The sequence below is a fragment of the Mesorhizobium sp. B2-4-7 genome, assembly GCF_006442685.1.
Taxonomy (GTDB): Bacteria; Pseudomonadota; Alphaproteobacteria; order Rhizobiales; family Rhizobiaceae; genus Mesorhizobium.
In genome coordinates, this window is the sequence record NZ_VFVH01000007.1 from 104,202 (window position 1) to 127,645 (window position 23,444).

Annotated in this window: 22 protein-coding genes and 4 pseudogenes; 18 read left to right on the forward strand and 8 right to left on the reverse strand. The window is 62.1% G+C overall.

What is annotated here, in order from left to right; genetic code table 11:
- Positions 1 to 84: 84 nt before the first annotated feature.
- Positions 85 to 1,185, reverse strand: coding sequence for a DNA polymerase IV (dinB, locus tag FJ946_RS19475; RefSeq protein WP_140523046.1), 1,101 nt, complete (start codon positions 1,183 to 1,185; stop codon positions 85 to 87).
- A gap of 48 nt (positions 1,186 to 1,233) precedes the next feature.
- Here dinB and FJ946_RS19480 point away from each other — a divergent pair.
- Positions 1,234 to 1,420: pseudogene (locus tag FJ946_RS19480) on the forward strand (hypothetical protein); the annotation flags it as partial.
- Positions 1,421 to 1,449: 29 nt separating this feature from the next.
- Here the strand turns inward: FJ946_RS19480 and FJ946_RS19485 are convergent.
- The 3 genes from FJ946_RS19485 to FJ946_RS19495 all read right to left on the reverse strand — a co-directional run bounded on the left by FJ946_RS19485 (position 1,450) and on the right by FJ946_RS19495 (position 5,400).
- Positions 1,450 to 3,156, reverse strand: coding sequence for a DNA polymerase/3'-5' exonuclease PolX (locus FJ946_RS19485; RefSeq protein WP_140523044.1), 1,707 nt, complete (start codon positions 3,154 to 3,156; stop codon positions 1,450 to 1,452).
- A 103-nt stretch (positions 3,157 to 3,259) separates the two neighbouring features.
- The gene (ligD, locus tag FJ946_RS19490) at positions 3,260 to 5,176 is read right to left on the reverse strand and encodes a DNA ligase D (protein ID WP_318013183.1); all 1,917 of its coding nucleotides are present in this window, start codon (positions 5,174 to 5,176) and stop codon (positions 3,260 to 3,262) included.
- 38 nt (positions 5,177 to 5,214) lie between these two features.
- A complete protein-coding gene (locus FJ946_RS19495; protein ID WP_140523042.1) occupies positions 5,215 to 5,400 on the reverse strand; it encodes a DUF3606 domain-containing protein in 186 nt (61 codons plus the stop codon).
- 617 nt (positions 5,401 to 6,017) lie between these two features.
- On the opposite strand from FJ946_RS19495, the gene FJ946_RS19500 reads away from it, so the two are divergent.
- The gene (locus FJ946_RS19500) at positions 6,018 to 6,344 is read left to right on the forward strand and encodes a DUF736 domain-containing protein (RefSeq protein WP_042643545.1); all 327 of its coding nucleotides are present in this window, start codon (positions 6,018 to 6,020) and stop codon (positions 6,342 to 6,344) included.
- A 69-nt stretch (positions 6,345 to 6,413) separates the two neighbouring features.
- On the opposite strand, the gene FJ946_RS19505 is transcribed toward FJ946_RS19500, so the two are convergent.
- Positions 6,414 to 6,674, reverse strand: coding sequence for a helix-turn-helix transcriptional regulator (locus FJ946_RS19505; RefSeq protein WP_224656332.1), 261 nt, complete (start codon positions 6,672 to 6,674; stop codon positions 6,414 to 6,416).
- Between the two features lie 95 nt (positions 6,675 to 6,769).
- Here FJ946_RS19505 and FJ946_RS19510 point away from each other — a divergent pair, with 95 nt between their 5' ends.
- The 7 genes from FJ946_RS19510 to FJ946_RS31215 all read left to right on the forward strand — a co-directional run bounded on the left by FJ946_RS19510 (position 6,770) and on the right by FJ946_RS31215 (position 12,248).
- Entirely contained in the window at positions 6,770 to 7,450 is a 681-nt protein-coding gene (locus FJ946_RS19510; RefSeq protein ID WP_224656331.1) for a hypothetical protein, read from the forward strand.
- A gap of 127 nt (positions 7,451 to 7,577) precedes the next feature.
- A complete protein-coding gene (locus FJ946_RS19515; RefSeq protein ID WP_140523040.1) occupies positions 7,578 to 7,772 on the forward strand; it encodes a DUF6499 domain-containing protein in 195 nt (64 codons plus the stop codon).
- 55 nt (positions 7,773 to 7,827) lie between these two features.
- On the forward strand, positions 7,828 to 8,328 hold the full coding sequence (locus FJ946_RS19520; RefSeq protein WP_140523038.1) for a DUF2285 domain-containing protein: 501 nt from the start codon (positions 7,828 to 7,830) through the stop codon (positions 8,326 to 8,328).
- Between the two features lie 288 nt (positions 8,329 to 8,616).
- Complete coding sequence (locus tag FJ946_RS19525) at positions 8,617 to 8,982, forward strand: nuclear transport factor 2 family protein (protein ID WP_140523036.1); 366 nt, start codon at positions 8,617 to 8,619, stop codon at positions 8,980 to 8,982.
- 60 nt (positions 8,983 to 9,042) lie between these two features.
- Entirely contained in the window at positions 9,043 to 9,657 is a 615-nt protein-coding gene (locus tag FJ946_RS19530; RefSeq protein WP_140523034.1) for a 2-hydroxychromene-2-carboxylate isomerase, read from the forward strand.
- Between the two features lie 68 nt (positions 9,658 to 9,725).
- The gene (locus FJ946_RS19535) at positions 9,726 to 10,901 is read left to right on the forward strand and encodes an MFS transporter (protein ID WP_140565810.1); all 1,176 of its coding nucleotides are present in this window, start codon (positions 9,726 to 9,728) and stop codon (positions 10,899 to 10,901) included.
- Between the two features lie 1,026 nt (positions 10,902 to 11,927).
- Entirely contained in the window at positions 11,928 to 12,248 is a 321-nt protein-coding gene (locus FJ946_RS31215) for a hypothetical protein (RefSeq protein ID WP_246672802.1), read from the forward strand.
- 570 nt (positions 12,249 to 12,818) lie between these two features.
- On the opposite strand, the pseudogene FJ946_RS19545 reads toward FJ946_RS31215, so the two are convergent.
- A pseudogene (locus FJ946_RS19545) lies at positions 12,819 to 13,195 on the reverse strand (VOC family protein).
- A 52-nt stretch (positions 13,196 to 13,247) separates the two neighbouring features.
- Here FJ946_RS19545 and chrA point away from each other — a divergent pair.
- The 3 genes from chrA (at position 13,248) to FJ946_RS19560 (ending at position 16,755) form a co-directional block, all read left to right on the forward strand.
- Positions 13,248 to 14,474 (forward strand): chromate efflux transporter, encoded by a 1,227-nt coding sequence (gene chrA, locus FJ946_RS19550; protein ID WP_140555420.1) that lies wholly within the window; start codon positions 13,248 to 13,250, stop codon positions 14,472 to 14,474.
- 1,089 nt (positions 14,475 to 15,563) lie between these two features.
- Positions 15,564 to 16,445: a hypothetical protein gene (locus FJ946_RS31220; protein WP_224656336.1), complete on the forward strand. Its 882-nt coding sequence runs from the start codon at positions 15,564 to 15,566 to the stop codon at positions 16,443 to 16,445.
- The gene (locus tag FJ946_RS19560; protein WP_224656334.1) at positions 16,357 to 16,755 is read left to right on the forward strand and encodes an invasion associated locus B family protein; all 399 of its coding nucleotides are present in this window, start codon (positions 16,357 to 16,359) and stop codon (positions 16,753 to 16,755) included. Before FJ946_RS31220 ends, FJ946_RS19560 begins: the two co-directional genes overlap by 89 nt.
- Before the next feature lie 658 nt (positions 16,756 to 17,413).
- On the opposite strand, the pseudogene FJ946_RS19570 reads toward FJ946_RS19560, so the two are convergent.
- Together FJ946_RS19570 and FJ946_RS19575 are read right to left on the reverse strand one after the other, a co-directional pair.
- Positions 17,414 to 18,550 (reverse strand): annotated as a pseudogene (locus tag FJ946_RS19570) (IS91 family transposase); the annotation flags it as partial.
- Positions 18,551 to 18,552: 2 nt separating this feature from the next.
- Positions 18,553 to 19,463 (reverse strand): annotated as a pseudogene (locus FJ946_RS19575) (site-specific integrase).
- 549 nt (positions 19,464 to 20,012) lie between these two features.
- Between FJ946_RS19575 and FJ946_RS19580 the strand changes: the two are divergent.
- The 6 genes from FJ946_RS19580 to FJ946_RS19605 all read left to right on the forward strand — a co-directional run bounded on the left by FJ946_RS19580 (position 20,013) and on the right by FJ946_RS19605 (position 23,376).
- Entirely contained in the window at positions 20,013 to 20,339 is a 327-nt protein-coding gene (locus FJ946_RS19580; protein WP_140523014.1) for a DUF736 domain-containing protein, read from the forward strand.
- Between the two features lie 287 nt (positions 20,340 to 20,626).
- Positions 20,627 to 20,908: a helix-turn-helix domain-containing protein gene (locus FJ946_RS19585; protein WP_140523012.1), complete on the forward strand. Its 282-nt coding sequence runs from the start codon at positions 20,627 to 20,629 to the stop codon at positions 20,906 to 20,908.
- A gap of 17 nt (positions 20,909 to 20,925) precedes the next feature.
- A complete protein-coding gene (locus FJ946_RS19590) occupies positions 20,926 to 21,981 on the forward strand; it encodes a replication initiator protein A (protein ID WP_140565807.1) in 1,056 nt (351 codons plus the stop codon).
- Positions 21,978 to 22,469: a DUF2840 domain-containing protein gene (locus FJ946_RS19595; protein WP_140523433.1), complete on the forward strand. Its 492-nt coding sequence runs from the start codon at positions 21,978 to 21,980 to the stop codon at positions 22,467 to 22,469. Before FJ946_RS19590 ends, FJ946_RS19595 begins: the two co-directional genes overlap by 4 nt.
- Positions 22,466 to 23,011: a S26 family signal peptidase gene (locus tag FJ946_RS19600; protein ID WP_140523008.1), complete on the forward strand. Its 546-nt coding sequence runs from the start codon at positions 22,466 to 22,468 to the stop codon at positions 23,009 to 23,011. The genes FJ946_RS19595 and FJ946_RS19600 overlap by 4 nt, the downstream gene beginning before the upstream one ends.
- Positions 23,012 to 23,046: 35 nt before the next feature.
- Complete coding sequence (locus FJ946_RS19605; protein WP_140523006.1) at positions 23,047 to 23,376, forward strand: DUF736 family protein; 330 nt, start codon at positions 23,047 to 23,049, stop codon at positions 23,374 to 23,376.
- Positions 23,377 to 23,444: the final 68 nt, after the last annotated feature.

A 23,444-nucleotide genomic window follows, 5' to 3' on the forward strand; every position in this document is an offset into this window, starting at 1 on the left:
TCGTCCGCGACGATCGATCCACCCGAGCGATGATCCGGACAAGATGCGGCCGGACGTCCTTTCCGTCCTGGCCCCAGGGCAGTGCTAAAGCTCGAAGCGCAGTTGACGTTGATCCGGCGGCAACACATCGCCTAGGGAGGAAAGCGTGACGCCCAACAGGCGGATTCCCTTCCGCACCGGAAACACCGATTGAAGGAGATCGGCTGCGAGATGTTCGAAATCCGGAAGTTCGATCGGCACCGCCACCGTGCGGCTGCGCGTGATCTGCTGGAAGTCGGCGAACTTGATCTTCAGCGTGACGGTCCGGCCCCGAACGCCTTTGCCCTCACAGTAGCCCCGGACCTTGGCGACCAGCGGCTTGAGTTCGGCGATTGATGCATTGAGGTCGAATATGTCGACTGCGAACGTGTCCTCGGCGCCGATTGATTTGCGCGGCCGATCTGGTTCGACCTTGCGTTCGTCGATGGCGCGCGCGATTTGATAGTACCAGAGCCCCGCCTTTCCGAAATGCTGCTGCAGGAAAGGGAGCGACTTGCCCTTGAGATCGGCGCCGGTCTCAATTCCGAGCGCCTCCATCTTCGCGGCGGTCGCAGGACCGACACCATGAAATTTCTTGACCGGCAAACCCTCGACAAACGCCGGCCCATGGCGTGGCGTGATGACGAACTGGCCGTTCGGTTTGTTCTGGTCGGACGCCATCTTGGCGAGAAATTTGTTGTACGAGATTCCGGCGGAAGCGGTGAGACCGGTCACCATCAGGATCTTTGTCCTGATCGTCTCGGCGATCGTCGTGGCCGACGAAATATTGAGCCGGTTCTGCGTCACGTCGAGATAAGCCTCGTCGAGCGAGAGCGGTTCGATGAGATCGGTATGTTCGGCGAACACCTCGCGGATCTGAGCCGAGACTGCCCGGTAGACGTCAAAACGAGGCGGCACAAAGATGAGTTGGGGGCATTTGCGCTTTGCCGTGACCGAAGGCATGGCGGAGCGAACGCCGAAGGCGCGGGCCTCGTAGCTTGCGGCAGCCACCACGCCGCGGGCGGCCGCTCCACCGACGGCAAGCGGCTTGCCGCGGAGTTCTGGATTGTCGCGCTGTTCGACCGACGCGTAGAACGCATCCATGTCGACATGGATTATCTTGCGCGGGTCAGCGCCGCGGCAGGGGCCATTTGCCTGCAATGTCATTCCGCCAGGATATAAGCTTCGTGCTGCCGGATCCTACAATCTTCAGTTCCGGACATCGCCCCTTATCATGACCGTCAAATCGTCATTCAAGGATTGGGCCGCGTGGCTCGATCCGTCGGTCTCCGCCAAATCATTGACCAGACCGTTGCCGGCAGGGACATTGTCGGTCGAACAGCTCGGTCAGCTGGACCGTTGGCTCGATTCCAATATCATATACGCAGCGTGCACCTGTTGAAGGAGGCCGCACCAGACCAGCCAATTGAATTACAGCATAGCGTCCCTCGCCATCAGGCGTGGTCGACCGATCCTCTTGGATGCGCGCTTGCGCTTTTCCAGATAGGAAAGCAGAGCCGGCAGGCGCATCGCATTGAGGACTCGCTGCGCAGGGACGCCGCCCTTGCGCGACATCTCAACGCCCCAGTGCATGTGATCGAGCTCGCGAATTGAATGAGCATCCGGATTGACACTGAAGATGCAGCCGTATTCGAGTGCCTCCTGATGCCAGCGCCAGTCGAGATCGAGACGCCATGGATGTGCGTTGACTTCGACGGCGACGCCAAATTTGGCGCAGGCCCGAAGAACTTTGGCGATGTCGAGATCGTAGCCCGGGCGCCGCAACAGCTGGCGGCCTGTCATGTGGCCGATGATCGTCGTCCGGGGGTTGCCGATCGCCTCGATGATGCGCTCAGTCTGCTCCTTCCTGGGCAGTTTGAAGCGGCTGTGCACGCTGGCGACGACGAAGTCGAACTGCTCCAGGACATGATCCGGATAGTCGAGCGAGCCGTCCGCCAGAATGTCAGCCTCAATGCCTTTCAGGATACGGAATCTCCCACCATACCGCCGGTTCAACCGGTCGGCCTCGCGATGCTGTTCAGTTATCTCCTGCAGCGAAAGGCCACCCGCATAGTGAGCGGACTGCGAATGATCGGCGACACCATAATATTCGAACCCGCGCTTGCGCGTGGCTTCGGCCATCGTCTCGAGCGTCTCGGTGCCGTCGGACGCTGTCGTATGGGAGTGCAGGATGCCACACAGATCTTGGTCTCGAACAAGTGCGGGCAGCTCGTGGCTGGCCGCCCGTCTGATCTCATCCCTGCCTTCGCGCAGTTCGGGCTCGACGAACTGCAGGCCTATGGTCTCGTAGATATCCTCTTCTGTCGCTGAGGCGACCAGCTTTCGGCCGCGATAGAGCCCGTCACCCTTCAGGACAAATCCCTTGACGGCCGCGAGCGTCTTCAGCTGCTTGAGGTGATCTGCCGAACCGGTCGCGTCGAGGAGCCTGGCGCCAAAGTGCTTCTTGTCGGTGATGACAACCCGCAGGGTCGCATCCGCGAGCTCGGCCTGCTCCGTGCCTTGCGCTACCAGCGCGAAAGCGGAAACGAGCTCGCACCCGCGCCGGAAGTCACCGGCGATCTCGACGCGGGAGAACTCCGGATGTTCTTGCTGCAACGATGCCATTGCATGCTCCAGGAGAGCAGCAGCCTTGTGGAGATGAAGCTGCATCTGACCGCTTCGCGCGATAGCCAGGTTCTCCAGGATCTTCGTCTGAAGCGCGGCACCAAGCCCCTTGACCGGCCTGATGCGATCTTCCTTCGCCGCGGTTTTGAGCTCCGCCAGCGAACTCACGCCGAGCGCCTGGTGAAGCTTCAATATCTTGTCGGGCCGAAGACCAGGGATTGCAAACAGCTCCATCACGCCTGCCGGCACCTCTTCCCGCAGTTTGTCGAGGCTTGGGTGCGTGCCGGTCTGATGGAGCTTCGTCACGATGTCCGCGATGGCGTCCCCGATCCCCGGGATACTGGTGAGGGCGCCGGCGGCGATGATGCGATCAAGTGGTTGGGAGAGTGCCGCCAGGCTGTCAGCGGCACGTAGATACGCCTTTGCGCGATAGGGATTACCGCCGCGCAGGGATGTCCTATGCGCGTATTCCCTCAGAAGATTGGCGATGGTCCTCGTGTCGGTTTTTGCCATGGCTTCAGGCAAACGAGGCCGGTCTTGGCAGGTTCCAAAGAATCCTGGCGGGCCATGGCGCCGGGTTGGAAAAACGGCGTGGCTTCTCCTCTGCCCGCTGGCGCTACAGATGTGGCAGGGATTGATCAGCGCGCCCCCAGCCCGCCAGAGCCTTGGAAGCCGCTCGTTTCTTCAATTCGGGAGCGTCGCCGACATGGAAATGCGAGGGTGCATTGATGGTCTTCATCTCCGCCCAGGTGATCGGCGCCGCCACCGGAGCACTCGGCCGGGTTCTCGCGCTGTACGGCATGATCGCGGTCGCTCCGCGCTGGTTGCGCAGATAGTCTACGAATATGCGACCCTTGCGGCGGGCCTTCGACAACGCGGCGGTAAAATGGGCCGGATCGCTCTGGGCGACCGCCTGAGCCAGGCGGGACGCGAAATCCTTTACCTCCGGCCATTCTGCCTGTGGGGTCAGCGGAGCGATCACATGCACCCCCTTGCCGCCCGTCAGCATCGGGAAAGTCGTCAGTCCCAACGATTTGAGGATGTCGCGGAATTGAAAGGCAGCCGCGCGGACGGCTTCAAAATCCAAGCCCTCGTCCGGGTCCAGATCGAACACCAACCGGTCGGCCTTTTCGACGTCCTCGATGCGGGCTCCCCATCCATGCAGCTCAATCGTTCCCATCTGGACGCAGGTCATCAGCCCGTCGGCATCGTCCACATAGAGGTAAGGCTCCTCGTGTCCGTCCTTCTCGGTGATCCCGACGTGATGGACCTTGTCGCCAAAGCTGCCGGCGTCGTGTTTTTGGAAAAAGCACTTCTTCGCGCGGCCCTGCGGGCAGCGGACCAGACTGATCGGCCTGTTGCCGACCCACGGAAGCATGATGTCGGCGACCTCGGCGTAATGATCGGCTAGCTGTCCCTTGGTGATGTTGGATTCCGGGTAGATGACGCGGCCGCGATTGCTGATCGCAATCGTGCTGATTGCCGGTGACGGCAGGGTTGCTGTGCGGTGTTCCGTCTCGAGCACGACGGCCTCCGGCTTCTTGTCCTCGCGCAGGCCAAGATAGCTTGGATGACGCAGCGTTCCTTCGTTGGTCATCTCGGTAAAGGCGATCTCGGCTACAAGTTTGGGACGCAGCCAGTGGGCGCCGCGAACCTCCGCGCGCGGCGCCTCGACCGTGGCGGCTTTCTGCTCGAGCGGCGCCATGATCTTCATCAGCCGGGCCATCTCGGCGGTATCGAAACCGGTCCCGACCTTGCCGGCATAGCGCAGCTTTCCGCCATCATTGAAAACAAGAATCAGCGATCGAAACGCGCGATCCTTGTCTGACGGCGTCCAGCCGACGAGCACGAATTCCTGACGTTTGATGCACTTGATCTTCAGCCAGCTGCCGTCCCGGGCGCCGACATAGTCGGAATCCGCGAGCTTCGAGATTACCCCTTCCAGGCCGGCGTCGCAGAAGCGGTTCAGCAATTCCTCTCCACGGCCCTGGATATGATCGGAGTAGCGAAAGATGGGGTTCCTGGCCGGCAGAATTGCCTCCAGTTTCTTCTTGCGCTCCAGGAGCGGAAGCCTGGTCAGGTCTTCGCCATCGAGCTGCAGCAGGTCGAAGGCGAAATAGTCAATGCTCGCCGGAGCACCCTTCAATGCGTTCTGAAGCGCCTGGAAACTGGATCGTCCCTCGGTGTCGGTGACGACGGCCTCTCCATCGATGAGCGCCGAGCGAATCTTGAGCTTGCGTGCCTCGGACAGGATCGAGGGAAAACGGTCGGACCAGTCCAGACCGGAGCGCGTATAGGCGCGCGCCTCTCCGCCACCCACAGCGACGAGGATGCGGTAGCCATCGTATTTCATCTCGTGAATCCAGCGATCGCCGGGGGGAACTGTGTCCACCAGTTTTGCGAGCTGGACCGGCCGGAAGGCAGGTGGCGCGAGTTTGGCCGCGCGTCGCGAGGCTGGCTTCGTAGGGGGAGTTGAAGATCCTCTGATTGTGAGGCGACGCGACGCTGACTTGCTCACAGAATTTACTCTCACCAAACCGAATTGTCCGACGCGCCATTCCGGCGCGCGGCCTATTTCTTTAGTTTCTGCGCGGCGGCATTGAGCTTGTCGCGGTCGTTGCCGACCCGCTTTATCAGCGCCTCGGCCTGCTCTTTGCTGATGCCGTGCTTGCGGGCAAAGTAATTGACCTCGTAGCCTTCACCGCCGGAGACTTGCCGACGGTCGGCGGCGCCTCGCTTCGACTTGTTGTCTGCCATTATCGTCTTCCTTCTTGCCAGGGCGCGGAGTCACGGTGTCGACGTGTAACGCCTCGGGTCGTCTTGCGATCCTGAGCCGGGCAAGAAATTCGATTCACCTGAACTCCCGCCGTCTTGACCTTAATGTTGTCAATATGCAGACCCGGGATGTAGATGTCGCGGCTTGCGCAGTTCCTTGGGCGGCAGTTCGCGCGGATCGGGTCCCGAGCCGCCACTGCGGACGAGGTGGCGGTCGCCTCATGCCGACGTGATAAGGGCTTGATACAGCCCATGCCAAGCCGATCGAGAGACATCTTGGAGACCCGGTGGCTTGGTCTTCTAATCGCATGTGCCGCCATTTCCTCCCTCTTCATTTCACAGAGTGCACCAACGACCTCTCGAGCCGGCTGATCTGGCCGAAGGACGGCTGAAGCCTCGACCGCCTATGCCGCAAGGGCGCGTTGCGCGTTTCTTCCCCTGGGCAAAGCCCATTCCTCGCGGAACCAAGAAACGCGCGCCTCCGCCATCCTCCGCTTTTGCTGCGGTCGCAAGCGATGCGGCGGCGGTCGCCTCCGGCCCCGCGATCGCCATCGAGGCCGCATGGTGCGGGCTCGGAAACGAAGAAACGGAGACTGAAAATGGCTACCATCGGCACTTTCAAGAAGACCAATGCGAACGAGTTCACCGGCGAGATCGTCACCCTCAGCGTCCAGGCCAAGGGCGTGCGCATCGTCCCCGACACCCGGGCCAACGGCGAGAACGCTCCAAGCCACCGCGTGGTGGTCGGCAAGGCCGAAATCGGCGCCGCCTGGTCCAAGCGCTCCAACGAGGGCCGCGACTATCTCGGGCTCAAGCTCGACGATCCGAGCTTCACCGCCCCGATCTACGCCAACCTCTTCGCCGACGAGGAAGGCGAGGGCCACAGCCTCATCTGGTCCCGCCCCAACCGCCGCAACGGCGAGTAACTCTCAATCGAGCCCGTTCGACCCCGGTCGGACGGGCTTTCGCATTCGACGGTGGTCCAGAAATCGCGATCAGCTGCTCTTACGCAAGAGGATCCCATTGTTGGGAAGTACTTCAATGCCTGCTCTTTCAAGCGCATTCACGATCGCTAATATATTATTTGCAATCGGAGTCCGCGCGCCGCGTTCGAAATCAGCGATTGTCTGCCGTGCGACGGTGGCCGCGCGGGCCAGATCATCTTGGCTCCAACCCAACATTGCACGTGCGCCGCGGCACTGCTCGGCGCTGAAATTCGCCGCCTTGTCTCCAATATTATGATTGACCTCAATCAATTTGTATATTACCCCTGTCTCGAACTTGCGGTCGAAGAGGGTGCGCGAACACCCTTTTCGACCTGACCAAAGCCAAGCTGTGTGGAGCTCGGATCATGGCTGATTCCGACAATACCACGACTTTGCCTCCCGTCACGCTGGGACGGGAGAGGCAATCGCCATGCACCAAAGAACACCCTAAGCGTTCGGCCGACCATGCGGTCGTAGACCCGCCGTCGGCCGATCCAGCACTCGTCCTGTCCCTTGCCTGGATCGACGCTCATGTTGGAATGCTAGCCTCCTGTGTCAGGCAGCAGCAGGCCGAGGAGGGGCTCTTGGAGCGCGGCGCGCTCTTCTCCGTCGGCGAAGTCCCTGGGCGCGGGGAGGGCGCTGACGCCGACCGCTATCTCGATGCCCGGACGGCGGAGCAGAGCGAGGCTGAAAAGGCCGATGCCTTGTTGGATAAGATTGCAGTGACGTCTGCCCAATCGCTGGCGGGCGTTATCGCCAAGCTTGCAGTCATCGTTCGAGAAGCGGCTGACAACACAGACCTGTGCGAATTTCCGTTGCCCCACATCCGCTCGGCCCTGGCCGATCTGCGGCGCCTCACGCCTGAAGCGATAAACAGCGAGCCTGCCGGCTGGCCTGCAGGCGACCAGTCGATCGGCGCGCTGTTCGAGCAGTCTGCATCCTCTTTCGCCGCCTGGCGCGCCTTCAGCGCGTGGAGCCAGGGCGATGAGGAGGCCTATCGCGCCTGGACGGACACATTCAAGACACTGGAAGGGGCCAGCCAGTAGGCATCGCAAAGTCTCGGCCTGATGCTCGGCGCCGAGATCTCTCTCGTTCATTCGTCAATGACGGAATCCAAGGATTTCGCTCAACGCTGCGTCTCCGTATCAAATCCATGAGAAGGGAAGGATACGGATGAAGCCCGATACATCGCAGTGGTGTGACCCACAGGCATACGCGTTCGTTAAAGGCGCCGCGGCCGATGAGATTGCCTGGGAGTTCCTGCGACGAAATCCCCAGTATCAGCGGGACTTCGCGGCCTCCCGCTCGGCTAAAGCGATGCGTGCGCTGCGCAAGCGCTGGGGCTTGCAGTTTCGCCGCCAGGCCTGATCAGTCCGCGGTCGAGCAGCCGGTCTATTGGGCGCCTCAGATCGACCCTGGGGTCGTGAACCTGGTCGAGGTTCCGGCGGATATGCTCGCGCGGGAAGACAGCGCCCGCGATGTTCGGTTGGCCGCGGGAAAGCGTGACGAAGTCGGCCTTCACGTGCGATCTTCGCCGGCCGGCGTGCAGTTGGCGCTTCTCGGCGGCGCGCGACCAGGCGAGCCGCTGGCTGCCATAATTCCACTCGATGACATGGCGCATGACAGGCTACAGGCGATCGAGAGATTCGTCCGCTCGATCCACAGGCAACACCTTCCCGATGCCCGCTTGACCTCGGCCCAGCGGCGGCGTCTTGGCCATATGCTGCAGTGCCTTGACGGCCGTGAGGAGCAGGCATCTCATTTCGAAGTCGCGACGGCCTTGTTTGGTCGGAAGTTGGTCAGTGCCACTGACTGGCAGGACTCGCCTTTCCGCTACCAGACGTATCGCCTCGTGCGCGACGGCCTGAAGATGGTCGAGCGCGGCTACCGCCAATTGCTGCGCGCACGAAGGCGCCTCTCCTGAAGGGGGTCCGTCCGGCGCCTGGTCCACTTATGCGCTGTCGGCAGATTCTGGAGTGAACGGCTGCTCTTCGCCTTCAACTCCGACGTAGAGCCCGCCTTTGCGATATCCCATAAGCGCACCCGTGCGCGCGGTGTGAGATCGCATACTACCTGAAGCGGAGACCGACCCCCCGGGGTCACCGCGATAACGGCTAGGTGGGAAGATGGCCAGCGGCGGACCAGCATTGGAGAATTGTCGTACATCTAAGAAACCGCTAATATAGCAAACTGGCTTCCGGAGGGCCGTCCGATGTCGATTCACGAGGAACTGCAGGTTTTCTGGAATTCCTATGTGGCTGCCTATCGTGCTGGCGACGCCAAAACATGCGGCGCCATGTTTACGGCCGATGCCGAATTACTTTCGCCCTACGCGCCTCCTGCTCGGGGCCGGGATGCTATCGAAGCTCTCCATACAGCCTGGACGCACGGCCACGACGAGGCGCCTGAAAAGAAGATGACAGTGATACACGCGGGCAGATCTGGTGACCTGGCTTGGTGTCTGGCGACGTATACCGAGGGCCTGGAGGTTGGCAGCGGTACGTCTGTCAACGTCTTCGAGCAGCAGGCCGGCGGATCATGGCTGATACGGATGTGCAGCCTTAACAGCACCGACTGAGGCATAGGTTTGTTGCCGAGTTGGCTGAGTGTCGGCATCCATGGATGGGAGGCGACGGGAATGCAGCAACTCGACTTCTTCTATTTCTTCGGAAGCGGCTACTCGTATCTGTCCGTGATGCGCGTTGATGCGGTGTCAAAACGGTCGGGTGTTGCCGTTCGATGGCGGCCCTTCAATGTCCGCACCGTCATGGCCGAGAACAACATCGCCCTCCGCACCCAGGCGGCAAAGGTGAAGTACATGTGGCGCGATGTGGAGCGACGCGCGGCGACGCACGGGGTGCCTTATGTCAGGCCACCCATCTGGCCGACCGATCCGGACCTTGTGGCCAACCGAGTCGCCATGGTGGCGGCCGAAGAGGGCTGGTGCGAGGCTTATACCGTCGCAAGCTTCAGGGCGTGGTACCTAGAAGGCATGGATCTGGGTAGCCGTGCCCATCTGGAGCATGTGCTAGCCCCCCTCGGTCAAGATGTCGGTCGTGCGATTGCAAGGGCCGATGAGCCCGGTGCCCATGAGCGTCTCAAGGCTGAAACCGACGCGGCCCGCAACTACGGCATTTTCGGCTCTCCAGCGTTCGTCGTGGATGGCGAGACGTTTTGGGGTGACGACAGGCTCGAAGAGGCGCTTGCCTGGGCCGCTGGCCGACATGATCTGCAAGCGCTGAGACATCATTGATAGGACTGAGTGCGCCAGGCATTTGGTGAAAACCATGCGCGGATTGTCAGTCCCACGGGAGGACTCAAGTGCCAAGCCGCTGGACCATTCTTGCTGTCTTGTTTGTCGCTCGCACCGCCTTCGCATTTCAGTTCGGGAGCGTAGGGGCCGTCGCACCACAGCTTAGCCAAAGCGTCGATGCGAGCCTGGCCGACATCGGTATCCTTATAGGAGTTTACTTTGCGCCCGGCGTCCTGCTTGCTCTGCCCGGTGGCACGATCGGACGCCGCTATGGCGACAAGGCGACCGTCCTCGGGGGGCTCCTGGCGATGCTGGCCGGCGAATTGCTTATGACTACGTCGGCATTATGGAGCGTGCAGATCGCGGGCCGACTGATTGCGGGCACTGGCGGCATTCTCTTGAGCGTCCTGATGACCAAGATGGTGGCCGACTGGTTCACTGGTCGCGAAATCGCAACCGCGATGGCCATTTTCGTCAACTCGTGGCCGGTGGGCATCGCAATCTCGCTCATGCTCCTGCCATGGATCGGAGCGAGGTTCGGGCTTCATCTCGTCAACCTTGCCGTCGCGGGGTGGATTCTGATCGGCTTCGGCCTCATGGCTTTCGTCTACCGCGCGCCGGAGGCGGCGGTCTCTCTTGAAGGCGAACGAGGCAGTCTGACCTCGGAAACGGTCTATGCAGTCGTTGCCGCTAGCTCAATCTGGTGTCTCTACAATCTCGGTTTGTCGATGATCTTCAGTTTCGGGCCATCGATGCTGGTTGAGCGAGGATGGTCCATGGCTGCGGCTGGATCGACGATCAGCATCGTCCTCTGGCTCGCGGCGATTTCGGTTCCCTTTGGTGGCTTCCTCGCTGATCAGACCAAACGCGGCGAAGCCATCATTGTCGCAGGCAGCATCGCCTTTGCCCTGCTAACGGTTCTCCTGTCGCGAAGCGGCCACGTGCTTCCCATCGTCATTGCCGTCGGTGCCGTCTGCGGCCTCCCCGCCGGTGCGATCATGAGCCTTCCAGCACGTGTGCTCGAGCGGAAAACGCGGGCGATCGGAATGGGAATATTCTATACGGCTTTCTATGCCGGGAGCCCGGTTGGAGCGGCGATCGGCGGAAAGCTTTCCACCTCGATCGGCTCCGCCAGCGCCGCGCTGGACTTCGGGGCCGTCGTGCTCCTGGTTTGCCCAGCCATTCTGTGGTTCTTCCGCCGTATCGTTGCTGGCCAGAAGCGGCTGGCGCTTCCCTCGACGTAGAACGCGCAAGCAAACCTTGGTGATACCCCGGGACATGGTGTCGTTGCGTGGCACGGTAGTCATCAACGCTTTATTCTAGGCGTGGGTGTCGAAGCCAATCGTCCTGCTGCTTCTCTCGTCAGTGAGGGCCATTCGACGAGCGTCGGGACGTTGTCCGGTCGGCCACACTCGACCTGGGCTCAGATCGCTCCTCGGCGATACGGCTGGAATGAGGCGACCGCGGGTCACCCGTCCCAACCCCACAAGCATTCCCCGCTTGCGCCGGAGAGTCTCGGAGAGGTGATTCCAGAAGGTAGTCGGGATGCGGACCTCGGGTCCGATTCGAGAACCCGCGTGACACGATGCAGCGCGACGACCATGTCTCTTCGCTTTCAGCCGAAATGATGGGCAGCAATGCGCCCAATTCCGGCCGTTGAAGTTAGCGCTGCTGCTCACCAAAGCGGACTTGCACGGGGCGGGCGCGTTAGTTCAATTCCTGACCCGAAGCAGACATTGCGTTTCCCGCCAGAATCAGTTGAAATCGACAACAGATATTACCGCCTTCGGGCAATAATCTCGACCGGCCCAATCAGGCCGGCTGAAATACTTTCGCTCATGTTTCGGACCATCTGGGGCCGCCGCGCTCCCATGAGAGTTTGCACGCCCAGTACTGCCCGCCCCATGGCCACTTGGGCGCGCTGCCGTGCGAAGTACTCGAGCGCAGCATCACGCCGCTGGCGTTCCGACAAGATCTCGAACCCTGCCGCGGAAAGTGTGTCGCGGTACTGCTCTGGAGCGGCGATCGCGTTCGTATCTGCCGTACTCGCCCATGGCAGCGGATAAGACAGTTCGCCGGGTCCAGTGCGCATGACGTCGAAGACACCGAAACGCGCCCCGGGGCATAGGACCCGCGCAATGTCCGAAAAATAGTGCGCTCTTGTCGGCGATATTCATTCCGACATGCAACATGTATGCGGCAGTAAACGATCCATCTGGGAAGGGCAGCCGCAAAGCATCGCCCTGCTGCAACGAGACGCGCTCCCCTAGATGGAGCCAGCCGGAAAGGACATTGCCGGCTTCGACGTAGTCGCGAGTGAGATCGATGCCGGTGAGGTGGCAGCCATACTTCGCTGCGATCTGTCGCGCTGGTCCACCGAGGCCGCAGCCGATGTCGAGCACTCGATCCGCAGCGGTGAGCGCAAGTTGCCCTGCCAACTCTCCCGTGGCGGCGCGGCCGCCAATGTGAAACTCGTCTACGGGCGAGAGGTCCTCGGCGGTGACCGTGCTTTCGGTCTTCCCCATGGCGGCAAGACCATCGCGAATACCTGCGACCAGGCTGCCTCGCGCGTAGTGGTCAGCAATCTGTGAATGCGGCGCTGCTTCCATCATCATCGCCCCTTTGGTGCAGCCTCCGGATCATCTCCGCCTACGGACCGCTTGCGTCCGCGAATGGGTCTCCGAACTCTGTCGATCCGACGGTCATAGCATTTGCACTTCGTTCAAGCCATATTATGCCGGACGTTGAATCCAAATGTTTGGATGTCGCACACCTGCTTTGTTTTATTGCCGTCGCCGAGTAAGGCTACATTGCGCTCCCGCCGGAGCGGCCCGGCATGCAGCCCGTCTGTCAATAGGGAGGCGAGTTAGAAGTACAGCTCTTCCGCCACGGCGCACGCGGCTCCGAGTGACTAAGCGGGGGTTCCAAGTTTCCGACGATGCGCGTTCAACCCCATGCGCAGCTTGATGGTGCCGTATTCTGTTAGCCTGAGGAATGGGCGGCATTTAGGCCCGCCGCCTGGCCCTGAAAGCCTCGTGTCGGAAGACGGCGCCTATACACGCCGTCAGAACTCCGACCATGTCTACGGCCGCTTGCACCGATTCGGCCGTTCCGACGAGCTTCAAACCTCGGTCAGTTCCAAAAGCAAGGTTGAGAACCTGTCAGTGAGCGGCGGGCTGGAACAGTTCGATCACGTTCCCCGACGGTCTTCGAGCAGGATTTGCGAGCCACCGACTCCACTGATGACCTCATTGCGAAATGGCAACCCGGCGCCTTTCAGCCGTTCGACTTCCTCTTTCAGATCTTCGACAAGCAGCAGGATGCGGTTCCACCCGCCGGGCACTGGACGGCGACCGTCCGGCATCGGCCGTGCGCCGGAGCTTGCAGCGCCACTCAACATCAGCCGCAAGGGACCACGGGTCACCGACGCAAACGCTGGCCGTGCGTCCTGCTCGATGGTGAACCCAAGGTGCTGCGTGTGGAAGGCGACGGAGATTGCGACATCGTTGACAATGTACCGAACACTGGCTGGCGTCATTATGGATCACCTTTCAAACGACCCCCGGCAAGTTTATTAGAAGCGATTTCGTATGGGCAACGCAATGGACCAACAGCTAGGCGCGCCGATACGCGGGTCCGCAGGCGAAGTCTTTCGTGTATTCCTGAGGCTTGGCCTCACATCGTTTGGCGGACCCATCGCGCATCTCGGTTACTATCGCAACGAACTGGTGTTGCGTCGCAAATGGCTCGATGAGCAAGCGTATGGCGATCTCGTCGCCCTTTGCCAGTTTCTTCCTGGTCCGGCGTCCAGCCAGGTGGCCTTCGCCCTCGGCGTATTCAGAGGTGGTGGCCTGGCAGGTGGCCTTACAGCATGGCTCGCCTTCACCCTGCCATCGGCACTGATCATTGTGGCCTTCGCTTTTGGTGCGGCAGGGCTTCATGGCCCAGTCGCGGACGGCGTATTTCACGGGCTCAAGCTCGTGGCTGTTGCCGTGGTAGCACAAGCAATCTGGGGCATGGCGCGAACGCTAACGCCCGACAAGCAGCGCGCCGCCATTGCGATACTCGCGATTGCGGTTGTCGTCGTCGTCGGCGGGTCGTTCGCGCAAATAGCTTCGATCGTCCTTGGAACCCTCGCCGGGCTATGGCTTTGCCCTGGCGAGGAAACCAAGGTGCCTGGACATTTGAGTTTTCCCGTTTCGGCTCGCGGCGGCGCTGTTTCGCTAGCACTCTTTGCTGTCCTCCTTGTCGTTCCGTCGCTGACGGAACGGGCCACGGGTAGTCACGCTATCGCATTCTTTGACGCCTTCTACCGCTCTGGGGCCTTGGTATTCGGCGGAGGCCATGTGGTGCTGCCGCTGCTGCAAACGGAGGTCGTCAACACGGGCTGGGTGACGAACGAAGCCTTCCTGCAGGGCTATGGACTGGCGCAGGCAGTGCCGGGGCCGCTCTTCACGTTCGCTGCCTATCTGGGGAGCGTGGCAAGCCCCGTTCCAAACGGCCTGGCCGGCGCGGCGATCGCGCTTATCGCCATCTTCCTGCCCGGTACGCTGCTTGTTTACGGCATGTTGCCGTTTTGGGACGCCCTGCGCTCGCGTCCAGGCGCCCAGGCTGCGATGCGCGGTGCGAATGCGGCTGTGGTCGGCATCCTTGGGATGGCTCTCTACGATCCGGTATGGAAGAGCGCAGTCGTCACGCCAGGGGATTTTGCTCTGGCTGTAACCGGGTTCCTGCTTCTGGTCGTATGGCGGATGCCGTCGTGGGTTGTTGTGGCGTTGCTTGCCGCTGCTGGCGCGCTTCGCGCCGCGATGATTTGACAATGGCCTTTGCGATGGCGCGCCTGAATCCTGGCGTCGGCGAAGCAGCCGCGGACATTTGGCTGCATTCCCGTGAACCACAGACCCGGCCGCGTCGGATCATGATCGCCGCCGTTAAAAAGCGGAACGCCCTGCCGTCCAGAACGCCAAGCTTGCCCACCATCGATTCGAGGCCCGTACTATAGCCGTCGCCGCGATCACGATGTCGGGACCGATCAGATTGCGGTTAGCCAGGATCACGCCCCGAGGGGTACCCGCGTTTCTCCGGTGGCCAATCATGGCCGAAGGAGAAACGGAATGGGACACTCGTATTACAACCTCGCCGCCTCCGATCGCTGCGCATGGAATGCAGGATCGTGCTCCCCAAAGCTTATTTTTCGCGAGCGGACCACTCGGCGGTCGCCGGCGGTTCCTAGAGATCAGTCACTTCAGCGCAGAGATGCAGCGCTCCAGGCGTTGAAGTCGCAACTTGCGGGAATGGATGTGATAGCCGAGCTCCGCGAGCCTTCTTAGTTTGAATGACTCTCTTTCCGTAAGTAGTTCCATTTCGAACTGGGCGATTTGCTTTCTGAGCTGTTGAGCGTCAGCAAGCCGCAGTTCCCGAATCCAGCCTCGGCCCCGCATTCCCATGCACTCCGAATAGTCTGGTCACAAGGCTCCGAGGCCGCTGCTGCTCTGTGGAAGATCGATTGGGCGAAGTTCGGGATTTTTCAATGTTCCGTCACCATCATCAAGGTTGTGGCCCGCGCACCCAGCGAACCGCAGTGCATCCCCGCGACCCGATATGCGCCCCCGTGAGTGCATGGCAACCCTTCGAGCTCACTTTTTTGCGGTTGGGGTCTGGTCAATGACAAGCCGCTCAACTCTGGTCCACAACCGCTGCGGGTGTGGCACACGACCCTTGTTCCATTGTTGAGTTGAATCAAAAGCGAATGATCGGGAACCGGTTCATTCGGGGGATAGTTTACATTCCAGGGACGTCTGACGGCGCTCACTAAGGTGAATGGGAGTGTTCGTCTTCTAAATTAGGATTCACTAATTGAAACGTGAATGTCTTCCTGCCTCGCGCTGTGACACAGGCCGACTGATATGACTTCTTCTGAGCACGATCTGGATGCCGGCTTCGATCCACCCGAACTGGACTTGCAATCTGTTTCTTCGACAACCGATGAGCGGACGATAGCGACTCAGCGGGGCAGGGCGTCTTGTTCCGTCATGGCACCTGGTCTACACACCTTCGAGGCAAGTGATCACGTTGTCTATGTCGGTCTCGAGGCCGCACCAGGCGTGTGTGCCTCCCTCGGGGGAGCCAAGGCTGAGCGCTACGACGCGGCGGCAGGGAGCATCATCGTCAAGCCGGCACATCTTGAAGCTCGCTTGCGGCTGTCGAAGGCGCGGGAGAGCGCAATTATCGTCTACCCGGACGACAGCCTGAAGGAACTGGCCAGGCAGCAATTCGGCCCGGTGGAGACGGAGTTGATGCCTCCGCCCCTTGGCACGCGGGACTTTAATGCGTTGCGCATCGCCAAACTGCTCAAGGCGGAGCTTACGAAGAAGGAGGGCGTCAGCCACGTCCATATCGAGCAGCTGATCGCAATCATGGGCATTCACGTGCTTTACGCCTATGCCTCACGAACCAGCCGACCGGAGCAGTTCAAGGGCGGCCTTTCCAGGCAGTCCGCGCGAAAGCTGCAGGAGTTCCTGAGCATAAATCTCACCCGCAAGAAAGGTGATCGAATTGCGCATGTGGAAATTCCCGCTGGCCAGTGCAGCGGCGACGCTCGGCTTGATGGTGATGGGCACCGCGGCTTTGTCTCAAGATGTGACTTCAAAGCTGCCAGGCGGCGCGACTTCGCTCCAGGAAAGCTATCAAGACTGGAGCCTGACCTGTCAAAGCAGCACATCAACGGTAACGTGCGGTGTCTCCCAGCAACAGACGCAGCAGAACGGCCAGCGGGTCCTGGCTGTTGAGCTTAGGCGAAACAGCGACGCCACGCTCGCGGGCAATGTCGTGCTTCCGTTTGGGCTTATGCTCGACGCCGGCGCCGCATTGCAGATCGATGACAGCCAGCCCCTTGAGGCGCTGCGCTTCTCAACCTGCTTGCCGGCCGGCTGCATCGTGCCGCTCACCCTCGATGAAGGAACAGTAGCCGCATTGCGGGCGGGTTCGGTGCTGAAGATCAAGGTCAGAAGCACCGACCAGAAGGACATCGCTTTGTCCGTATCTTGCTGGAGCGTGAGACAGACAGCTGGTGGGCTGATCGGGAAGCCGCGCTACTGAAGGCCCCCGAGGAATGGTCCAGTGCTGTAATTATGATATTAAGATATTGGCTCGACGCGCTACGTCATCGGGATTGAAGCGAGAGGAGCTTAAACCCGCGCGGTTGGCTTACCTTGGGAGAATCTACAGGGCGCGCGTGGGATTTCGACAGCCCTAGACGTAAAGGCTGCTCCCGGCGAGCGGACCTATTCTCTTCAATTTCTCGATTTCGCTGTTCGCGTTCGGATCAGTTCAGCTGAGGCGCACAGACCTCCTGTTAAGTCCGCTTCTGATGATCTGAGCCTAGAAGCCAGCCGTCCGATTCCGTGAAGAGTTTCGGGCGCCGGCAGGCGTACGAAAGTCTCCGAAGAAGGAACCCTCGAGCCACAGGCGAGGGGTTATGGGGATTTCGATTTTTGGCTGGTGTCGGGGATAGCGCGACCGCCGGCGAGAAGCGGCGGGATTGATGCACGGACCGCCTTGTCTTCCGGCCGTGCGGCCTCCTCGGCTCGGCGTGCGGTCGGACGCAGCCCTGTCGAGGCCGATGATCTCCATGGACGCGCGTGGGTTCGTCGCCGGAGGCTGAGCGCCTGTGGCTGAAGGCTGGACTTCGCCATGCCGCGTCATGGGACGCTCTCCCGGTTCGTCGCCGACGCGTCCGGCGGCCCGCGCGGCTGCCTCCACGTTCGAACACGTCGATGATGATCATCCGTCCGCCGCAGCACGGGCATGGCGGGCGGAAGTCAGTCGGTTCTTCCGGAGTGCCGTCTTCGGGCAGCGGCGCGACGCTCAACAGTTTGCGCGCGAGTGCGAGGCTGGCTTTGTGGGAGCCGCCGGCGAGCAGGTCGTAGTGCCGGATGCGGTGGAAGCCACGCGGCAGGATGTGGAGCAGGAATCGGCGGATGAACTCGTCGGTGGCGAGCGTCATGATCTGCTGCCGGTCTGTGCCGTCGCGACGATAGTCCTTGTAGCGGAACGTGACCTCGGCCTCATCGAATCGGATGAGGCGGCGGTTCGAGATCGCAAAGCGGTGGGTGTAGCGGGACAGATAGGCAAGTACGGCTTGAGGCCCGGCGAAGGGCGCCTTGGCATAAACCACCCAGCGCTTCTTCCGGACCGGCGCCAGGTGCCGCAGGAATGCTCGCCGGTCGGTGAAGTGCGCCATCGATCCGAAGAAGGTGAGCCGGCCGGCATCGTGCAGCGCAACCAACCGAGAGAGGAACAGGCGGCGGAACAGCTTGCCGAGCACGCGCACCGGCAGCAGGAAGGCCGGGCGCGACGATATCCACCGGCTTCCGTCTGGCGCGATGCCGCCGCCCGGCACGATCATGTGCACATGCGGATGGTGCGACATTTCCGAGCCCCAAGTTTGAAGGACGGCGGTGATGCCGATGCGCGCGCCGAGATGCTTCGGATCCGCAGCGATCGTCAGCATCGTCTCCGATGCCGCCTTGAACAGCAGGTCGTCGACCGCCGCCTTGTTGTGGAAGGCGATGTCGGCGACCTCGGCCGGCAGCGTGAACACGACGTGGAAGTAGCCGACCGGCAGCAGGTCGGCCTCGCGCTCGGCAAGCCATGTCCGCGCCGCGGCACCCTGGCACTTCGGACAGTGCCGGTTGCGGCAGGAGTTGTAGGCGATGCGCCACTGGCCGCAGTCCTCGCAGGCCTCCACGTGACCGCCAAGGGCGGCGGTGCGGCAGTGCTCGATCGCCGACATGACCTTGAGTTGCTGCAGTGTCAGATGCCCTGCATGGACGGCCCGGTAGGCGGGCCCGGCAGTGCGGAAGATGTCGGCAACCTCAATCGAGGCGCGCACGCTCAGCCGTCGGGCGAGATCTCTTCCAGCTTGAAGAGGCCAAGCTTGTCGAGCGGGCTCGTGACGGTGCGCACCGTGAGGGTTGCAACCTTGGTGTAGAAGGCGGTGCTATTTAGCTTGGCGCGCCCGAGCAAGACCTGGATGATCCGGAATGTCGGTGCCGTCCTCCAGCAGGTGGGTGGCGAAGCTGTGACGCAGCATGTGCGGCCCGACCCGCTTGGCGATGTCGGCCGCCTGCGCTGCCTCGACGACCACGCGATAGAGCTGCCGCGTGCTGATGGGCTTCATCGCATGCTGCCCAGGAAACAGCCAGCCGTCGCGATGCATCACCCCCCTGCTGGCGTCCGCCCTTCCACCACTGGCGCAGCAACAAGAGCAGGTCTTGCGACAGCATGGCGTTGCGGTATCGCCCGTCCTTGCCGCGCTCGACGCGCAACAGCATGCGCTGGCTGTCGATGTCAGCAACCTTCAGCGTCGCCACCGCCGCCACGCGCAGGCCCGCGCCATAAGCGACCGACAGCGCGGCCTGGTGCTTGAGGCAGGTGGTGGCGTTGAGTAGCCGGGCGACCTCGTCGCGGCTCAGCACCACCGGCAGCTTGCGCGGGTGCGCCAGACGAACGAGCTTGCGCGCCAGATCGGGGCGATCGACCGTATGTGTGAAGAAGAAGCGCAGCGCCGACACGATGCTGTTCATCGTCGGCACGGGAACGCCGTCGTCCTGCTGCTCGATCTGGAATCGGCGCAGGTCGTCAGTGGTCGCTGTATCCGGCGACCGGCCGAGGAACGTCGCCAGGCGTCCGATGTCGCGGAGATAGTTGCGCTGCGTCTCCTGTGAGAAACGCCGCATATTCATGTCGTCGATCAGCCGCTGACGAACTGGACTGATAGGTGCATCAAGAACAGGACAGGGCATGGTCAGGCTCCTTGTTGAAGAAGCCTGTGATGCTCTGCCGCTGCCGAACCACCCTCAAATGCGAGCGCGACGTCCGGTTCGTGATCTCTACCTCATCCCAGCGCGCCCATCCCGCGCAGCGGGTTCGTTCTTCGGCCCAAACAGGACATTCGCAGTGTGCCGTCGCGTGCGCTTGGCACAACGGGGCAAGCCTTTGATGCGGGTCAACATTGTGGGCGGACCTCCTGGCCAACCAATCCGCTTCGTCGCCGAGCTACCGATGCCGCGATTGCCTCCCTCCTTCATTTCGCAGAGCGCACCAACGACCTCTCGAGCCGGCTGATCTGGCCGAAGGACGGCTGAAGCCTCGACCGCCTATGCCGCAAGGGCGCGTTGCGCGTTTCTTCCCCTGGGCAAAGCCCATTCCTCGCGGAACCAAGAAACGCGCGCCTCCGCCATCCTCCGCTTTTGCTGCGGTCGCAAGCGATGCGGCGGCGGTCGCCTCCGGCCCTGTGATCGCTATCGAGGCCGCATGGTGCGGGCTCGGAAACGAAGAAACGGAGACTGAAAATGGCTACCATCGGCACTTTCAAGAAGACCAATGCGAACGAGTTCACCGGCGAGATCATCACCCTCAGCGTCCAGGCCAAGGGCGTGCGCATCGTCCCCGACACCCGGGCCAGCGGCGAGAACGCTGCAAGCCACCGCGTGGTGGTCGGCAAGGCCGAAATCGGCGCCGCCTGGTCCAAGCGCTCCAACGAGGGCCGCGACTATCTCGGGCTCAAGCTCGACGATCCGAGCTTCACCGCCCCGATCTACGCCAACCTCTTCGCCGACGAGGAAGGCGAGGGCCATAGCCTCATCTGGTCCCGCCCCAACCGCCGCAACGGCGAGTGAACTGGCAGACGCCTCGCCCGGTGTCGGGCGAGGCGCCTTCTGCCGGTGCCGCGGAAGCTTTCCGCGCCGCCGGCTGCCATTACCGGCTTCCTGTCGTCTGATGCGCGACGCCGTGGAGATGGTCGAGCGCGGCTGTTCTCAATGGCTGCGCGCCGGCGCCACTGCCTGAAGGCCTCTTGGCGGTGCGAAATAGCGCCCCTCAATTGCGCACCTGATCACCGTCTCCACACTCTTCCATCCTGGCCATCGATCGCCGTTCAATCTCGACGGCCGCAAGGAGACACCCGATGAATGCCGACGCCGCGCCATTGCCGCCGCGCTACCTGCGCACTTCGGAAGCTGCGCATTTCCTCAGTCTTTCGGCGCGTACGCTGGAGAAACACCGCACCTACGGCACCGGGCCTGCCTATCGAAAACTCGGCGGCCGCGTCGTCTACGCCGTCGACGACCTCCAGGCCTGGGTGCAGCGCGGCGCGATGACGTCGACATCCGATCCGCAAGGCTCGGTGCTGCCCGCCAAGCCTCAAGCCGCCCGCCTGATCGCCTATGCCGGGCGCGAAAGGCGCTGACACGGCTGATCTCCCCTATGTCGGCACGACCACGCCAACCATCGGAACGCGGACAGCTTGATCTGTTCCACGCGCTGCCCGGTGTTGTCGCGCCACGCGATGCGCAGGACCTCATGGCCTATCCCTTCTTTTCCCTCGCCAAATCCAGGCGCATCGCGCCCATCGACTTTCGCGCCGGCGATGTGGCTATCCGTGTCGAAGCGATGCCCGACCACGGCATGGCGACGATCTGGGATGCCGATATCCTGATCTGGGCCGCAAGCCAGATCGTCAATGCGCGGGACGCCGGATTGCGCACTTCGCGCCTGATGGCCGCGACGCCATACGAAATGCTCACCTTCGTCGGCCGCGGTGTCTCGAAGCGAGACTATCTGCGCCTCAAGGCGGCGCTCGATCGCCTGCAGTCGACAAGCGTCGTCACCTCCATTCGCCAACGCGCCGAAGGCCGGCGCCATCGCTTCTCGTGGATCAACGAGTGGCAGGAGCGCTTCGATCGAAACGGCCACCCGCTCGGCGTCGAATTGATTTTGCCGGATTGGTTCTACCGCGCTGTTATGGACGATGCGCTCATCCTGACGATCGACCGCGCCTATTTCCGCCTGACGGGCGGTCTGGAGCGCTGGCTCTATCGGCTGGTGCGCAAGCATGGCGGTCGCCAGCACTCCGGCTGGCGTTTTGACATCAGCCACCTGCATCGCAAGTCCGGCAGCCTCTCGCCGCTCAAGCGCTTCGCCTTCGAACTGCGTGGCATCGTGCGCCGCCAAACTTTGCCGGGATACCTTCTGTTCACGGAGGTCGAAGCCAGCGGCCGTGTGCTGTTGGCTTTCGAGCCGGCGCCCGGATCAGTGGACAGGGTCGTGCCATCAGGAACCCGGACTATCGTGCCATCGGGAACCGGATCCTCGTGCTTTCGGGAACCGCGATCGGCCCTAAGCGGCGGGGTCGACACGGAAAATCGCGCTCTTAACTTAGAGTCTAACTCTCAATCTAACAGTCTTGCGCGCAAGCCGTCGACTGGCAGTGAGGGGCAGAAGCGGCGGTGCGCTGGCTGGCGCAAGGGAGACGACACATGACGTCGTCTACCCAATCGACGCCGCGCGACGACCTCACGACGGTCGAGCTGATCTGGATCGAGAATCGGATTGAGCATCGCATCCGCTTCGGACGTCCTGCCCATGAGACGATCATCGACAAGCGGCGCCGCGTCGTCGGATTTGCGCCAGGCAGTGTTTTTGCGTTCGTGCGCTGGGCGGCGAATGACTTTGGCACTGTTGTTTCGCGCATCGACATCGTGCGCGCGGTCTTGCCCGCTGAAGCGTATCAGACTCTGCCTTACATCCGGCCAGGCGGCGAGATCCTGCTCAAGATCGCAGGTTGGGACAAGGTCGAGCGGGTTCTCCAACTGATCGATGCGGTCGAGGCGATCGGCCTCGATCCGGTCGAGGCCGCACCGGGCTATTGGCGTCAGACCCACAACCGTCTGATTGCGGGCGGAAGGCCGCGTGCCTATTCGCTCGAGCAGCACCGCGCCTTTCTGTTGCGCAAGCGGGTGACTTCATGAGCCGCACCGCCTGCATAGCCGCGGCACTTGCAGCCGTCACCGCGACGGTCGCTCCCGCTGTCGTGGAGATGCCGCAGCTGCTGCTGTGGAACGCGTCGGCCAGCGCGCCACTCGGGCTTTATGCGATCAGGAACATGGCCGTCCCCACGGCCGGCGCGCTCGTTGTCATCGAACCGCCAGACAAGGTCGCTCGGTTCGCCGCCGAGCGTGGCTACCTTCCGCTCGGCGTGCCGATGCTGAAGCACATCGAAGGGCTTCCTGGGCAGCAAGTCTGCCGTCTCGGCCGCCTCGTCACGGTGAACGGGCTTGCGCTGGGTGCTGCACTGGAGCGCGACCGCAAGGGGCGCGCGCTGCCGGAATGGCAGGGCTGCCGCATCATCGCCGCCGCCGAAATCTTCGTCATGAACCGGAAGGTCGGGGAGAGTCTCGATGGCCGCTATTTCGGCCCGTTCCCGGCGAGCTCGATCGTCGGGGCCGCGCTGCCGCTTTGGACCGACGAGAGGGGCGATGGCCACTACACCTGGCTCGCTCCGGCGAACTGAAATTCAGTCCAGCCAACAAGAGAAGGAGATAATCCATGGCCGAGATCGGCGTCTTCCAGAAAACAGATTCGGGTTACTGCGGGCGGGTTCGAACGCTGCTCGTGGATGCCGAGCTGGTGCTTGTGCCGACCACAATATCTGACGGCAAAGCGCCGGATTTTCGTATCCACATCGGTGACGGCGGCGGCCCCGAGGTGGGTGCGGCCTGGAAGGAAACCGGACAGACGGTTGGCGACTATCTGTCGTGCCGGTTGGAGGACCCGCTGTTTGGCCGGCGCTTTCGCGCCGGTCTCTTCCGAACCGACGACGGCTCCTGGTCTCTGCGCTGGATCCGGCCGAAATCGCGGCCGGAGCGTGCTCGATGAGTGGGCCATCGGCGCCGAAACGTGCGGACGGAAGCCGCCCCGTCAGTCGGTTGCCTGGTCGGCGAGAG